12 protein-coding genes are annotated in these 14,982 nt (G+C 63.9%); 7 read left to right on the forward strand and 5 right to left on the reverse strand.

The annotated features are described in order from the left end of the window. Positions 1 to 46 precede the first annotated feature (46 nt). Positions 47 to 826, reverse strand: coding sequence for an enoyl-CoA hydratase (locus GJW30_RS05010; protein ID WP_096352446.1), 780 nt, complete (start codon positions 824 to 826; stop codon positions 47 to 49). Between the two features lie 143 nt (positions 827 to 969). Here GJW30_RS05010 and hmgA point away from each other — a divergent pair, with 143 nt between their 5' ends. Beyond that, positions 970 to 2,334 (forward strand): homogentisate 1,2-dioxygenase, encoded by a 1,365-nt coding sequence (gene hmgA, locus GJW30_RS05015; RefSeq protein ID WP_096352449.1) that lies wholly within the window; start codon positions 970 to 972, stop codon positions 2,332 to 2,334. Here hmgA and GJW30_RS05020 read toward each other — a convergent pair whose 3' ends face one another. Continuing rightward, entirely contained in the window at positions 2,335 to 3,087 is a 753-nt protein-coding gene (locus tag GJW30_RS05020; RefSeq protein WP_157746691.1) for an SDR family NAD(P)-dependent oxidoreductase, read from the reverse strand. 202 nt (positions 3,088 to 3,289) lie between these two features. Between GJW30_RS05020 and GJW30_RS05025 the strand changes: the two genes are divergently transcribed. From GJW30_RS05025 to GJW30_RS05050, 6 genes are all read left to right on the forward strand, one after another. After that, on the forward strand, positions 3,290 to 4,546 hold the full coding sequence (locus GJW30_RS05025; RefSeq protein ID WP_096352455.1) for an aspartate kinase: 1,257 nt from the start codon (positions 3,290 to 3,292) through the stop codon (positions 4,544 to 4,546). Positions 4,547 to 4,584: 38 nt separating this feature from the next. Beyond that, positions 4,585 to 5,607, forward strand: a complete 1,023-nt coding sequence (locus tag GJW30_RS05030) for an FkbM family methyltransferase (protein ID WP_096352458.1) — start codon at positions 4,585 to 4,587, stop codon at positions 5,605 to 5,607. A 192-nt stretch (positions 5,608 to 5,799) separates the two neighbouring features. Then, positions 5,800 to 8,064: a phosphoenolpyruvate--protein phosphotransferase gene (ptsP, locus tag GJW30_RS05035; RefSeq protein WP_096352461.1), complete on the forward strand. Its 2,265-nt coding sequence runs from the start codon at positions 5,800 to 5,802 to the stop codon at positions 8,062 to 8,064. Positions 8,065 to 8,066: 2 nt separating this feature from the next. Then, positions 8,067 to 9,134 (forward strand): peptide chain release factor 1, encoded by a 1,068-nt coding sequence (gene prfA, locus GJW30_RS05040; RefSeq protein ID WP_096352464.1) that lies wholly within the window; start codon positions 8,067 to 8,069, stop codon positions 9,132 to 9,134. Further along, positions 9,131 to 9,994 (forward strand): peptide chain release factor N(5)-glutamine methyltransferase, encoded by an 864-nt coding sequence (gene prmC, locus GJW30_RS05045; RefSeq protein ID WP_245408662.1) that lies wholly within the window; start codon positions 9,131 to 9,133, stop codon positions 9,992 to 9,994. Before prfA ends, prmC begins: the two co-directional genes overlap by 4 nt. Positions 9,995 to 10,414: 420 nt before the next feature. Further along, positions 10,415 to 11,206: a DUF4167 domain-containing protein gene (locus GJW30_RS05050; RefSeq protein ID WP_096352467.1), complete on the forward strand. Its 792-nt coding sequence runs from the start codon at positions 10,415 to 10,417 to the stop codon at positions 11,204 to 11,206. A gap of 119 nt (positions 11,207 to 11,325) precedes the next feature. Here the strand turns inward: GJW30_RS05050 and GJW30_RS05055 are convergent, their stop codons facing one another. The 3 genes from GJW30_RS05055 to GJW30_RS05065 form a co-directional block, all read right to left on the reverse strand. Further along, positions 11,326 to 12,126: a lytic murein transglycosylase gene (locus GJW30_RS05055; RefSeq protein WP_096352470.1), complete on the reverse strand. Its 801-nt coding sequence runs from the start codon at positions 12,124 to 12,126 to the stop codon at positions 11,326 to 11,328. A gap of 58 nt (positions 12,127 to 12,184) precedes the next feature. Further along, on the reverse strand, positions 12,185 to 13,255 hold the full coding sequence (locus GJW30_RS05060) for an alpha/beta fold hydrolase (RefSeq protein ID WP_096352473.1): 1,071 nt from the start codon (positions 13,253 to 13,255) through the stop codon (positions 12,185 to 12,187). A gap of 85 nt (positions 13,256 to 13,340) precedes the next feature. Beyond that, positions 13,341 to 14,963, reverse strand: a complete 1,623-nt coding sequence (locus tag GJW30_RS05065; protein WP_096352476.1) for an ABC-F family ATP-binding cassette domain-containing protein — start codon at positions 14,961 to 14,963, stop codon at positions 13,341 to 13,343. Positions 14,964 to 14,982: the final 19 nt, after the last annotated feature.

Raw genomic sequence — 14,982 nt, forward strand, 5'->3', positions numbered from 1 at the left:
GCCGTGTCGAAGGCAAAAAGGCGCCCCTCGGGGCGCCTTTTGTTTTTTAGCGCGAGCGTTTCGCGAACGAACCAAGCATGCGCTGCGGCTCCTCGCTGTCGAAAGCTTCCGCGAAACTGTCGACGCCGGCCGCGATCGCGTCACGCATCGGCAAGCCCTCCCAGCGCGCGATCAGTTCTTTCTGCAGCCGCACCGCATTCGGCCCGGCCTTGAAGATCGATGCGATCCAGCCCTCGACCGTGGCGTCGAGCTCTTGCGGTGTGACGACGCGCTCGACCAAACCCCACGACAGCGCTGTCTCGGCGCCGAAGTTCTCGCCGAGCAACAGCGCCTCGCGCGTGCGGCCCCAGCCGATCAGCCCCGGTAGCAGAGCAGCTTCCACGACAGACGGAATGCCGACTTTCACCTCCGGCATACCGAACACCGCATTGCTCGATGCGACGCGCAGATCGCACGCCGCCACCACTTCCATTCCGGCACCGAGTGCATAACCGTTGACGCGGCCAATCACCGGCACGGGCAGCTTGCGTAATACATCGCAGGTGAGATGAACCTGCGTGATGAAGGCACGCGCGCCGTTCTTGTCGAGGCCCGCCATCACGTTGATATCGGCGCCGCCGATGAACGCTTTGTCACCGGCGCCGGTCAGAACGACGGCGCGCAGATCCTTCACGGCGATGAGACCCGAGACTTTCTCGACGAAGGCCTCCATCAGCGGCGGATTGAGCGTGTTGAGCTTGCGCGCATTGTCGATCGTCACGCGCGCGACCGTACCGCCTTCGCGTTTATCGAGATCGACGATGATTGCGGACTGATGATCGGGCATTTCGGACGTTTTCCCTTTTCGTTTTTCGGATTATCGTTGGGCTAACAGCTTCAATCGTCGCAAAAGGCAGCGCCGTCAACGCGGCTTGATAGTTACATAATCGATGGTTACGGCTGTAACTAATCGACCGGGAGGTTTTTCCGATGCTGACGAAAGTCGATAAGAAGCCGGTGGCCGCGAAAACCGCGACGCCCAACACGCCTCAATACATGCCGGGCTTCGGCAACGATTTCGAGACGGAGTCGCTGCCGGGCGCGCTGCCGCAGGGCCAGAACTCGCCGCAAAAATGCAATTACGGCCTCTATGCCGAGCAGCTTTCAGGCTCGCCCTTCACGGCGCCGCGCGGCACCAACGAGCGCTCGTGGCTTTACCGTATCCGGCCGAGCGTGCGCCACACGCGTCGCTTCTCGAATGCGAAATACGCGGAGTGGAAATCAGCGCCGTGCCTCGACGATCACTCGTTGCCGCTTGGCCAGTTGCGCTGGGACCCGGTGCCGGCGCCGAAGAAGAAGCAGAATTTCATCGCCGGCATCCGCACGATGACGACGGCGGGAGACGCGCAAACGCAAGTCGGAATGGCGGCGCACGTCTACACGTTCAATCAGGACATGGACGACGATTACTTCTTCAACGCCGACGGCGAACTCTTGATCGTGCCGCAAGTCGGCACACTGCGCGTCTTCACCGAGATGGGCATCATGGATGTCGAGCCGCTCGAAATCTGCGTCGTGCCGCGCGGCATGATGTTCAAGGTCTCGCGGCTTGGCGAGGGCGATGTCTGGCGCGGCTATATCTGCGAGAACTACGGGGCGAAATTTACGCTGCCGGATCGCGGGCCGATCGGCGCGAATTGTCTCGCCAATCCGCGCGACTTCAAGACGCCGGTCGCCGCTTACGAAGACAAGGAAACGAAATGCCGCGTCACCGTGAAGTGGTGCGGAAAGTTTTACGTCACCGAGATCGGCCATTCGCCGCTCGACGTTGTTGCGTGGCACGGTAACTACGCGCCGTACAAATACGATCTGCGCACCTTCTCGCCGGTCGGAGCGATTCTGTTCGACCATCCGGATCCGTCGATTTTCACCGTGATGACCGCGCCATCAGGCGAGGAGGGCACCGCGAATGTCGACTTCGTGATCTTCCCGCCGCGCTGGATGGTGGCCGAACACACGTTCCGCCCGCCCTGGTATCACCGCAACATCATGAGCGAGTTCATGGGCCTCATCCACGGCCAGTACGACGCGAAGGAGAAGGGTTTCGTGCCGGGCGGAATGAGCCTGCACAACATGATGCTGCCGCACGGTCCCGACGCGATGGGCTTCGAGAAAGCCTCGAACGTCGAACTTAAACCCGTAAAGCTCGAGAGCACGATGGCCTTCATGTTCGAGACGCGCTTTCCGCAGCAGCTGACGAAGTTCGCCGCCGAACTCGAAACGCTGCAGGACGATTACCTCGATTGCTGGGACGGCCTCGATCGCAAATTCGACGGCACGCCGGGGATTAAGTAGCTAATGAAACACACGCCCCGCATCGATGACGATCGTCTGGCCGGTCATCGTCTCGGTGCGGCACATAGTGACGACCATGTCGGCGCAGTCGTCCTTGTCGGCCGCTTTCTTCAGCAGCGACGATGACGCGGAGCGTTCGATCTGCTCGGCCTTGAGATTGGCGGTGGCGCGGGTGCCTTCGAGCAATCCCGGCGCGACGCAATTGACCAGCGTCTCGGGCGCGAGCGCGACCGCCATGCAGCGGGTCAGATGGATGAGCCCGGCCTTCGACACCGCGTAAGCGATTGAAGATCCGGTCGGCGTCAGCCCGGCGACGGACGCGATATTGACGATACGGCCCGAGCCTTGACGCTTCATCACCGGCGCGACTGCTTTGGTCAGCCGCATAGGCCCCGTGAGGTTCACCGCGATGATCTTGTCCCACTCGGGTTGCGTCAGCCCATCGAGATCCTGAAACCCGATCGATTTGTTGTAGGCAGCGTCGTTGACCAGGATATCGAGCGTTCCGAAATCCCGCGACACGTCGGCGACGAGCTTGCTCACCGCCGTCTCGTCCGTGATGTCGCAGCCGTAGGCTGCGGTTTTGACCCCATGCTCCTTGGCGATCGCGCCGGCGACGTCTTCGGCTTGGTCTTTGCTGCGCGCATACATCAACGCCAGGTTGACGCCTTCGCGTGCCAGCGCGTGGCAGATGCGCTGGCCGAGCCCGCCGTTGCCACCGGTGACGAGGGCGACTTTGCCTTTGAGATCCATGAGCTTCCTCCGAATTGCGGGCGGAGACTGAGGCAGGGTGCGGCGCATAAGCAAGCGCGCGGCCCCGAGACGTGAAAATATTCCGGGTCCGATAACCGTCCGGGCCGCTTGAGGTTGCCCCCCGGGCCTGCCCCCGCTATAGACCCGGCGCGGCCCGTAACGGCCGCTTCCCATTCATGAGAATCTTCAGTTTTTCGCGCCCATGGCCCGTATCGTGATGAAATTCGGCGGCACCTCCGTCGCTGACGTGACCCGCATCAAGAATGTGGCGCGTCACGTCAAACGCGAGGTCGACGCCGGGCACGAGGTCGCGGTCGTCGTCTCCGCCATGTCGGGGAAGACCAACGAGATGGTCGGGTGGTGCCGCGAGGCCGCGCCCCTGCACGACGCGCGTGAATACGACACGGTGGTTGCGGCCGGTGAGCAGATCACATCCGGCCTGCTTGCGATGACGCTCGAAGACATGGGCGTGACCGCGCGCTCGTGGCAGGGCTGGCAGCTTCCGATCTATACGTCGAACGCGCACGGCTCGGCGCGCATCGCCGACATCAACGGCGACGAACTCATCAAGCGCTTCAAGGAGCGCGGTGAGGTCGCGGTGATCTCCGGCTTCCAAGGCGTCGTGAAAGAGACGGGCCGCATTTCGACGCTGGGTCGCGGCGGCTCCGATACGTCGGCGGTAGCGATTGCGGCGGCGATCAAGGCAGATCGCTGCGACATCTATACGGACGTCGACGGCGTCTACACGACCGATCCGCGCGTGGTGCCCAAGGCGAAGCGGCTCGACAAGGTCGCGTTCGAAGAAATGCTCGAACTCGCGTCGCTCGGCGCCAAGGTGCTGCAGGTGCGCTCGGTCGAAGTCGGCATGGTGCACAATGTGCGCATCTTCGTGCGCTCCAGCTTCGACAAGCCGGAAGACATCGACCCGTTGTCGAACAACCCGCCCGGCACATTGATTTGTAACGAGGACGAGATCGTGGAACAGCAGACCGTCACCGGCATCGCCTTCTCGAAAGACGAAGCGCAGATTTCGCTGCGCCGTGTCGCCGACAAGCCCGGCGTCGCCGCCGCCGTCTTCGGCCCGCTTGCCGATGCGTCGATCAACGTCGATATGATCGTGCAGAACGTCTCGTCCGACGGGAAGACGACCGACATCACCTTCACGGTTCCGTCCGCCGACTACGCCCGCGCCAGCGAGGTGCTGGAAGCGTCCAAGAAGAGCATCGGCTACGAGAGCGTCGATGGCGCGACCGATGTCGCAAAAATCTCCGTGATCGGCATCGGCATGCGCAGTCACGCGGGCGTCGCGTCGAGCGCGTTTAAAGCTTTGTCCGAGAAGGGCATCAACCTTCGCGCGATCACGACCTCCGAAATCAAGTTCTCGGTGCTGATCGACGAAGCCTATACGGAACTCGCAGTGCGCACACTGCATTCGCTCTACGGGCTCGATAAAGCCTGAGTGGCCGGGCATCCGGCGCCGATGCTGCAGAGGATGCCATGACGAAGCGGATTGCCTACGGCCAGCGTTTCGAAGACATCCACCTGATGCGCTGCTTCGGCGATCAGCCGAGCGGTTTCTATATCGACGTCGGCGCCGGCCATCCGGTCATCGATAACGTCTCGTTCCTATTCTATCTCGCAGGTTGGCGCGGCATTACGGTTGAGCCGAACCCGAAGCTCGCGCGACTATCGCGTGTGGCGCGCCAGCGCGATACGCAGCAGGAATGCGTCGTCGGCGCCAGCGTGGGCGAGGCGGCCTATTATCAGGTCGAGGAGTTCCACGGATTCTCGACCACGGTCGCGAGCAACGCGGACTTGGTGCGCGACAATTTCGAGAAAGCCGCGCATGTCCGCTCGGTCCCGATGACGACGCTGGCGGTACTTTGCGCCGCGCATGCGCCGGCAGAGATTGATTTTCTCAAGGTCGACGTTGAGGGCGCCGAGAAAGATGTGCTCGGAGGCAACGACTGGACGAAATACCGGCCGAAGGTCGTTCTCGCCGAAGCGCTGGCACCGGTGACGCAGGAAGAAAGCTTCGCCGAGTGGGAGCCGATCCTGCTGAACAACGGCTATCGCTTTGCCCTCTTCGATAGCCTCAATCGTTATTATGTTGCCGACGAGGCATCGCACCTCTCCGCGCGTCTCGCCCAGTCACCCGCCAACTTCAACGACTACACGCAGGTCGGGATGTTTAAGGGCGCGGACTCGGACGCATCCCATCCGGACCACGCGCTCGCGCGCCGGTTGGCTGGTGGCGTGATGACACGCGCTCCGCTGCTCGATTCGGCGCAGATGTTCGATCTTCTCACCGCGCATCTGACCGAAGCGCAGCTTCTCGCACCTGCGAACAAGGCGGCGTTTGATGGAATCGTCGCGAACCTCCTCGGTAGCCTCGATGGCACGGCAGAGTTTTCGAGTGCTTCCAATCTAAAAACTGTGCGCGATATCTACGCGATGGTGACGCAAACAGAAGCATTCCGCCTCGCCTGTGCGCGAATCTCGGCGAGTTACGCGTGGTAGCTGCCGTGAGGCTTGCGGCGCTCGGGGTGCATCGCTATACGGCCCGAAGGGATGCGCCGGGACGATAATATTCCTGCGAATTCCTCCTGTTCGTAACAGGGTTGGCTAACCTTAGAGCGCAAAGCGCTCTATTTTATTGTTGGGCAGGAGAGACCCGCCGGGGTCGGCCTCATCGCCCATAAGGACCTTGCAATGCGTGGCGCGCTCGGCGGCCCTCGCGTGCTGCTCCGCCGCCTCCGCGAAGTTATGGCGGAGCCGGTCAGCGCGCAGGAACGCCTCGACAAGATCGTCGTGCTGATCGCTGCCAACATGGTGGCGGAGGTTTGCTCCGTCTATGTGTTGCGCGTCGACGGCATGCTCGAGCTGTACGCCACGCAAGGTCTAAATCCGGAAGCCGTCCACTTGACCGTGCTCGGTTCCGACGAAGGCCTCGTCGGCCTCGTCGCGCGCGAGGCGGAAGCGATCAATCTATCGGATGCGCAATCGCATCCGTCATTCTCATTTCGTCCGGAAACCGGCGAAGAAATTTATCACGCCTTCCTCGGCGTCCCGATTCTGCGTGCCGGCAATACGCTCGGCGTGATGGTGGTGCAGAACCGCGCGCACCGGACCTATTCGGAAGAAGAGGTCGAGGCGCTGCAGACCACCGCGATGGTGCTCGCCGAGATGATCGCCTCCGGCGAACTCTCGGCGCTGGCGCGCCCGGGCGCCGAGCCTGCCGCGCGGCGGCCGCTGCAGGTCACCGGCGTTCCGCTTTCGGACGGCATCGCACTCGGTCACGTCGTGTTGCATGAGCCGCGCGTCGTTATCCGCAACTACATCGCGGACGACGTGCAGAAGGAAATGAAACGCCTCGACACCGCGGTCGAGACGCTGCGAGACGAACTCGATGTCATGCTTTCGCGCGGCGATGTCGCGGACGGCGAACATCGCGACGTGCTCGAGACCTTCCGCATGTTCGCGCACGATCGCGGTTGGCTAAAGAAGATGCAGGAGGCCGTGATGACCGGCCTCACCGCAGAAGCGGCGGTCGAGCGCGTCGAATCCGACACGCGCGCGCGCATGATGCGCCAGACCGATCCGTATCTTCGCGAGCGTCTGCACGATCTCGACGATCTCGCCAACCGGCTGATGCGGAAGCTCGTCGGTGCCGAGCATGCTCCGGCGAAAGACGCGCTGCCCGAGAACGCGATCCTGGTTGCCCGCACGATGGGCCCGGCAGCATTGCTGGACTACGATCGCTCTCGTCTGCGCGGCTTAGTGTTGGAAGAGGGCGGCGCGACCGCGCATGTCACCATCGTGGCGCGTGCGCTCGGCATTGCTGCGGTCGGTAACGTCGAGAACGCGACCGGCCTAGTCGATCCGGGCGATGCGATCATCGTCGACGGGCAATCCGGCGAGGTGCAAGTTCGCCCCGCCGCCGACATCGAAAGCGCTTATGCCGAGAAGGCGCGCTTCCGCGCGCGCCGTCAGGCGCAATACGCGGCGCTACGCGACAAGCCTTGCGTGACGCGCGACGGCGAAGAAGTTCAGCTTCACCTCAACGCCGGCCTGCTGGTCGATCTGCCGCACATTCAGGAAACGGGTGCTGCCGGCATCGGTCTCTTTCGCACCGAACTCCAATTCATGGTGGCGGCGGCTTTTCCGCGCACCGCCGAACAGTATCGGCTCTATCAGGCGGTGCTCGACGCCGCGGGCGATAGGCCCGTCACTTTCCGCACGCTCGATGTCGGCGGCGACAAGGTGCTGCCGTATATGCGCGTCGTCGAGGAAGAAAACCCGGCGCTCGGCTGGCGCGCGATCCGCCTCGGGCTTGATCGGCCCGGCCTTCTGCGCAGCCAGATGCGCGCGCTTTTGCGTGCGGCCTCCGGGCGCTCGCTCAAGATGATGTTCCCGATGGTCTCCGCCATCGACGAATTCGACGCCGCAAAAGCGCTGCTCGAAGGCGAACTCACCTACTTGCGCCGCCATGGCCATACGCTGCCTGAGCGCATCGACGTCGGCGCGATGGTCGAAGTGCCGGCGCTTTTGTTCCAACTCGACGAGTTGTTCCAGCGGGCCGACTTTGTCTCGGTGGGATCGAACGACCTCGTGCAGTTTTTGTACGCGGCGGATCGCGGCAACAATTTCGTCGCCGATCGCTTCGACGCGATCTCGGTGCCGGTGCTGCGCGCGCTGCGCAACATCGTCCGCAAGGCTCATGCCTATGACAAGCCGGTCACCTTGTGCGGCGAACTGGGCTCGAAACCGATCGGCGCGCTCGCGCTCGTTGCGCTCGGCTTCCGCGCGCTGTCGCTGTCGCCGTCCGCTGTCGGCCCCGTGAAGAGCATGCTGCTCGAACTCGATGCCGGCGCCGCGACGCGCCTGATGGACGATCTGCTCGACAACCACGCGCCGAAAATTTCTGTCCGCGAGGAACTCGCGGCCTTCGCCGCGGAAGCCGGATTGACGTTCTAACGATGCTGCAGCCACAGAAAATCGATGCACTGATCATCCGTCACAAGATGATCGAGAACGAACTCTCGGGCACGCCGGACCGCGAGACTTTCGTGAAGTTATCGCGCGAGCATGCCGAATTGTCTCCGGTGGTCGAGACCGCCAACAACTACCGCGCGCAACTCGCCGAGGTCGCAGGCCTCGAAGAAATGCTGGAAGACTCCGATGCCGAGATGCGCTCGCTCGCGCAGGCGGAACTGCCTGGCGCGCGCGAAAAACTCGAAGAGGTCGAGAAGCAGCTGCGCACCGCGCTGCTGCCGAAGGACGCGATGGACGAGCGCAACGTCGTGCTCGAAATTCGCGCCGGCACCGGCGGCGACGAGGCGTCGATTTTCGCCGGCGATCTGTTCCGCATGTACGACCGCTATGCGGCTTCGCTCGGCTGGAAGGTTGAGGTTGTCGCGTCGAGTGAAGGAACCGTCGGTGGCTTTAAGGAAATCATCGCCGAAGTGCGCGGCGCGGGCGCTTACGCCAAGCTAAAATTTGAGTCTGGCGTTCACCGCGTGCAACGCGTGCCGCAGACGGAAACTCAAGGACGCGTTCACACCTCGGCCGCGACCGTCGCGGTGCTTCCGGAGGCCGAGGACGTCGACATCGTCATCAACGATGTAGATCTCCGCATCGACACGATGCGCTCGCAGGGCGCTGGCGGCCAGCACGTCAACAAAACCGAATCGGCCGTGCGCGTGACGCACATTCCGACCGGCATCGCGATCGTCGTGCAGGAAGGCCGCTCGCAGCACGCCAACAAGGCCAAGGCGATGCAGATGCTGCGCACCAAGCTCTACGACGAAGAGCGCCAGCGCAAAGACGCCGAACGCGCCGCCAATCGGCGCGGCCAGGTCGGCTCCGGCGACCGTTCGGAACGCATCCGCACCTACAACTTCCCGCAAGGGCGGCTGACCGACCACCGCATCAACCTGACGCTCTACAAGCTGCCGGACATCATGGAAGGCCCGGCGCTCGGCGAGGTTGTCGAGGCGCTGATCACCGAGCATCAAGCCGCGTTGCTCGCCGAGGAACAGGCGTGATCCTCTCGGCCGGCGCGACGGTCGCGCGCGCCGAGCAGCTTTTATCGCAAGCCTTTCGGGATGCCGGGATCGACACGGCGATGCTCGACGCTCGCTTTTTGTTACAGGCGAGGCTTGGTGTGGATCGCACCGGATTGTTGAGCGATGCCACGCGCGAACTGACCATCATCGAAGCTGAAGCGTTGTCGCGCGACGCTGCGCGGCGACTCGCGCGCGAATCCGTCGCGGTCATTCTCGGCGAGCAAGAATTCTGGTCTCTTCCGTTTCGCGTGACGCGCGACACGCTGGTGCCGCGTCCCGACACCGAGACGCTCGTTGAAGCCGCGCTCACCGCCATCGCGGACCGCGCATCTCCCATCATCGCCGATCTCGGCACCGGCACTGGAGCAATTCTCTGCTCCCTGCTGCACGAGCGCCGCGATGCCTTCGGCGTCGGCGTCGACATCAGCGCCGCCGCGCTCGACGTCGCGCGCGGCAATGCGCGCCGGCTCAATCTTGCGACACGCGCGCGTTTTATTCGCGCGAGCTTTACGGCGGCTCTTGGGAATCAACGCGTCGATCTCGTCGTGTCGAACCCGCCCTATATCGGGACCGCCGAAATCGCGCGGCTTGAGCCGGAGGTGCGACACGAACCGATCCTCGCGCTCGACGGCGGCGCGGACGGCCTGGACGCTTACCGCGCCATCGCGGTGGACGTGACGCGGGTCCTGAAGCCCGGAGCGGTCGTCGCGTTGGAGATCGGCGCTACCCAAGAATCAGCGGTCGCTGCCGTTTTCGCGGGCCACGGCCTTACCCTGGTCCGCCCGGCCGTTCGCGACCTTGGCGGCAACCCTCGGGCTCTGATTCTGCAAAGGAATTAGGCGTGGGGGCGGCGTGCCGCATCGCGAAAAAACCGCTTGGAGAAAGCCCCGAGAACGGCTAGGTTGAGTTCCAGATAAGCCCGTGACAGGACCGCACGAGAGACCGCGATAACCCGCAGGACCTCAAAAGGCGGAACCAGCAGACGATGACCGTGCCAATGGCCGCCACGTCCGCCTGATCCGGAAAACGCATCTGAAGCTACGCGCAGTCTGCAAGTGAAGGCTGCGGCGTGGGAGTTTGCACAGCCGCGGCGAGACCGCGCGTTTGGATGGCTTTGCGCAATCGTGACTGACTCAAGCCCTTTGTTTGCAACGCTCTCGGCGTGGCCGCATGGCCTGCCGTCGCGTCCAAGCTTGGGCCGCGCAGAGAGTTTGGCCGGGCATAACGGTCACTAACCAGAGGGTTATGAAGCGATACCCATGAGAAACGGTCATCAGAACAACAACAAGCGTATGCGCGGCCGCAACCGCAAGGGCCAGAACCCGCTGACGCGAGTCTACGAATCGAATGGCCCGGACGTGAAGGTGCGCGGTACTGCCCACCACGTGGCCGAGAAATATCTCCAGCTGGCGCGCGACGCCTCGTCCTCGGGCGATCCGGTCGGCGCCGAAAGCTACTACCAGCACGCCGAGCACTATTTCCGCGTCATTGCGGCCGTGAACGAGCAGTTCCGCCAGCAGCAGCCGAATTTCGGCGAGGGCCAGGGCAGCTACGACGATGGCGAGGACGAGCCGGGCGAGAATGAGCCGTATGCGACGCGCGAGCCTTACTCGCAGCCGCAGGAATTCCGCGGCGAGTTCCAGCCGCGCGAACAGCGCGACCACGGCGGCGACAATCGTGATAACCGCGACAACAACCGCGGCCATCGGGATAACCGAGACAATCGCGGCGACCACCGCCGCCACCGCGATAACCGCGACAACAACCGCGACCGCTTCCAGTCGCGCGACCGCGGTCCGCAGCCTTTCCGCGGCAATGAAGAACAGCCGCGCATCCAGCCGCAGGACGACGCAGCGCTCGAACAGCTCCCGGCATTCGTGACCGGCGGCATCCCGGCGAGCGCGCCGCAGCCGGACGTTCCGGTCGACGCCAACGGTGCCAACGGGCACGAAGGCGGCGCGGATCGTTTCCCGCTGCATCGCCGCCGCCGCCGTCGCAACGGCCCGCGCGAGAACGCCGGTGGTGACGTCGAGAGCGCGCCGACGGAGTAAGCAATAGGTCGTCATGGCCCGGCTTGTCCGGGCCATCCACGGCTTACTTTTTCAAACAATAAAGCAAGACGTGGATGGCCCGCATGAAGCGGGCCATGACGTTTGTGGGTGTCGTTATCTCAGCGCAGCTGTTCGGCGAAGTAGTGCAGCGTGCGGCGATAGACTTCCGAGCGATTCCATTCGCGCATCACTTCGAAATTCCGCGTGCCGAGGCCGAACGGCTGACCGGGCTGCCAGCCGTTGGTCTTCAACAGATTCGCCGTCGAGGCGAGCACGTCCGGCGCCGAGCGGCGCAGGTCGACATGGCCGTTGCCGTCGAAGTCGACGCCGTACTTGATGTAGGACGACGGTAGGAACTGCGTCTGTCCGATCTCTCCCGCATACGCGCCCTTCAGCTCCGACAGCGGCAGGTCGCCGCGCTGCACGATCTTCAGCGCCGCGATAAGCTCGCCCTGGAACAGATCCGTGCGGCGGCAATCGTGTGCCAGCGTTGCCAGCGTGCGGATGACCGGCAGCTTGCCCATGTCGCCGCCGTTGTCGGTCTCCATCGTCCAGATCGCCATCACGAGTTCTTTCGGCACGCCGAAGCGCTGCTCGACGCGCGCGAGCAGCGCGCCGTTGCGCTGCATCAGCGTGCGGGCGCGTTTGACGCGCGCCGGGCCGACGCGCGTCGCCGCATATTGTTCGAACGTCTTGCGGAAGGTGCCGCGCTGGCGGCGATCGAACGCCATCACGGCCGGATCGTGCGTCACACCCGCGAAGGCGCTCGACAGCGTCGATTGCGAGACGCCTTGAGCGGCGGCCTCGCGCGAGATCTCGGCGACGAAGGTGGAGAAGTCGCCGCCGCAGCGCGCCGCGTTGGCGGGCGTGAGGGCGGCGAGGGCGAAGATGCTCGTGAGAGCCAATATTGTTTTGCGCATGGCCGGGAAAGTCGCGGAAGTTCGGGTTGCGGTCAATGGTACACGCGGTCGCCTGCGATCACATCCCCTTCGCGGGCGTCTTCGCCAGCAACTCCGCCAGCGCGTCGGCGTACCATTTTGCATTGCCGGTGGTGAGATGCCCGGTCGTCTCCGCGCTCGGTGGGATGACCAGCAGCTTCGCGTTCTTGATGCGCTTGACGGCCGCCTCGGTCAGGCCGGTCTCCGGTGGATTGCGCTCATCGTCCGCCGCGTTGACCACCAGGATCGCCGCCGTGATTTTCTCCATCCCGGCCGACGCGTCGTAATCCTGTGACGAGCCCCACGCGTAGAGGAAATCGTTGGCGTCGACCGGCAGCGCCGCTTTGAGCCGCGCGTCGACGAGATCGTCCGCCGCCTTCGCGGTCGGGGCTTGGCTCTGATACGCGAGCGTGCCGCCCGCGCTCGCCAGGCCATACGCCGCGATCGCGTATTTCATCATGCGCGGCTGCGCCGTGTAGTTGCCGTCTTGATACTCCGGATCGTTGCGGATGGTCTCAATCATCATCCGCCGCAGGATCCAGTTGCGCGCCGCCATCGCTGTCGGCTGCGAGGCCATCGGCACGATCGCGTCTGCGCTATTCGGATGCTGCGTCGCCCATAGCCACGCATGCATGCCGCCCATCGAATTGCCGATGATGAGCCGCAGCCGCTTCAGGCCGAGTCCTTCGGTGACGAGGCGATGCTGCGCCGACACCATGTCGGCGTAGTTGTAGCGCGGGAATCTCGTCTTCATTCCGTCCGACGGCTTTGACGATTTCCCGTGCCCTACCGAGTCCGGAATGATGATGAAATACTTCTGCGCATCGAGCGGCTGACCGGGTCCGAACATCTGCCCGGCGAAGGCCGGCGTCAGCATGTTCTGCGCCGAGCCGCCGGAGCCGTGCAGCACGAGCACGGGCTGCCCGCTCGGCTCGCCGATCGTGACATACGCCATCGTGAGTTCGGGCAGCGTCTCGCCGGTGTGGAATTTGAAGTCGCGCAGCACGTGCGCGGCGGATTTCGGCGCCGGATAATTCTGCGCCTCGGCATCGGGGATGATGGTCATGAGTGCGAGCGTTGCGGCGCCAAGCGCTGCGGCGAGACGATGCATGTCGGGCTCCCTTTCGGACCGCGCTTATCGGGGCGCGTTGGGAGGGAGTGTAGCAGATCTTCTGCTCTGCTGCAGCGGCTTTGAACTAGTCCCTCAACCCCGGGGCTTCCTGCCCGGTGCGCGCCACATATTCCGTATAGCCGCCGCCGTATTGGTGGACGCCGTCCGGCGTCAGCTCCAGCACGCGGTTCGACAGCGCGGCGAGGAAGTGGCGATCGTGCGAGACAAAGAGCATCGTGCCTTCGTAATCGGCGAGCGCCTCGATCAGCATCTCCTTCGTCGCAATGTCGAGATGGTTGGTCGGCTCGTCGAGCACCAGGAAATTCGGCGGGTCGAACAGCATCATCGCCATCACGAGGCGCGCCTTCTCGCCGCCCGACAGCACGCGGCAACGCTTCTCGACATCGTCGCCCGAAAAACCGAAGCAGCCCGCGAGCGCGCGCAGCGAGCCCTGACCCGCCAGCGGAAATTTGTCTTCCAGCACCTCGAACACGGTGCGCTCGCCGTCGAGCAGCTCCATCGCGTGCTGCGCGAAGTAGCCCATCTTCACGCTGCCGCCGACCGCGACCGTGCCGCCGTCCGGATCGGCCGCGCCCGCGATGAGCTTGAGCAGCGTCGATTTGCCGGCGCCGTTGACGCCCATCACGCACCAGCGCTCGCGCCGGCGGATCGAGAACGTAAAGTCGTCGTAGATCGTGCGCGCGCCGTATTGCTTCGACACGTTCTTGAGTGACGCGACATCCTCGCCGGAGCGCGGCGCCGGCGGGAAATCGAACGCCACCGTCTGCCGCCGCCGCGGCGGCTCGACGCGCTCGATCTTGTCGAGCTTCTTCACGCGGCTCTGCACCTGCGCGGCGTGCGAGGCGCGCGCCTTAAAGCGCTCGATGAACTTGATCTCTTTTGCAAGCATCGCCTGCTGGCGCTCGAACTGCGCCTGCTGCTGCGCCTCGTTGAGGAGACGCTGACGCTCGTAGAATTCATAGTCGCCCGAATAGGTCGTCAGCGAGCCGGCGTCGATCTCGACGACCTTGCCGACGATGCGGTTCATGAAGGCGCGATCGTGCGATGTCATCAACAGCGCACCCTCGTAACCCTTGAGGAAGCTTTCGAGCCAGATGAGGCTCTCGATATCGAGATGGTTCGAGGGCTCGTCGAGCAGCATGACGTCCGGTTGCATGAGCAGAATGCGCGCGAGCGCGACGCGCATCTTCCAGCCGCCCGAGAGTTTGCCGACGTCGCCGTCCATCATCTCTTGGGAAAAGCCGAGACCCGAGAGTACTTCGCGCGCGCGCCCTTCGAGTGCGTAACCGCCGAGCTCTTCGAAGCGGCCCTGCACATCGCCGTAGCGAATGATGATGTCGTCCATCTCGTCGGCGCGATCCGGGTCGGCCATCGCGGCTTCGAGTTCTTTCAGCTCCGCCGCGATCTCGCTGACCGGGCCCGCGCCGTCCATCACCTCGGCGGCGGCAGAGCGGCCTTCCATTTCGCCGACGTCCTGACTGAAATAGCCGATCGTCACGCCGCGCTCGACGATCACCTGGCCTTCGTCCGGCTGCTCCTCGCCCGTGATGAGGCGGAAGAGGGTGGTTTTGCCGGCGCCGTTCGGGCCGACGAGCCCGACCTTTTCGCCCTTGTTCAACGCCGCCGACGCTTCGATGAAAAGGATCTGCTTGCCGTTCTGTTTGCCGACGGTATCGAGACGAATCATGGGACTTCAGTACTGCGCG

Source organism: Variibacter gotjawalensis, from assembly GCF_002355335.1.
GTDB classification, from domain to species: Bacteria; Pseudomonadota; Alphaproteobacteria; order Rhizobiales; family Xanthobacteraceae; genus Variibacter; species Variibacter gotjawalensis.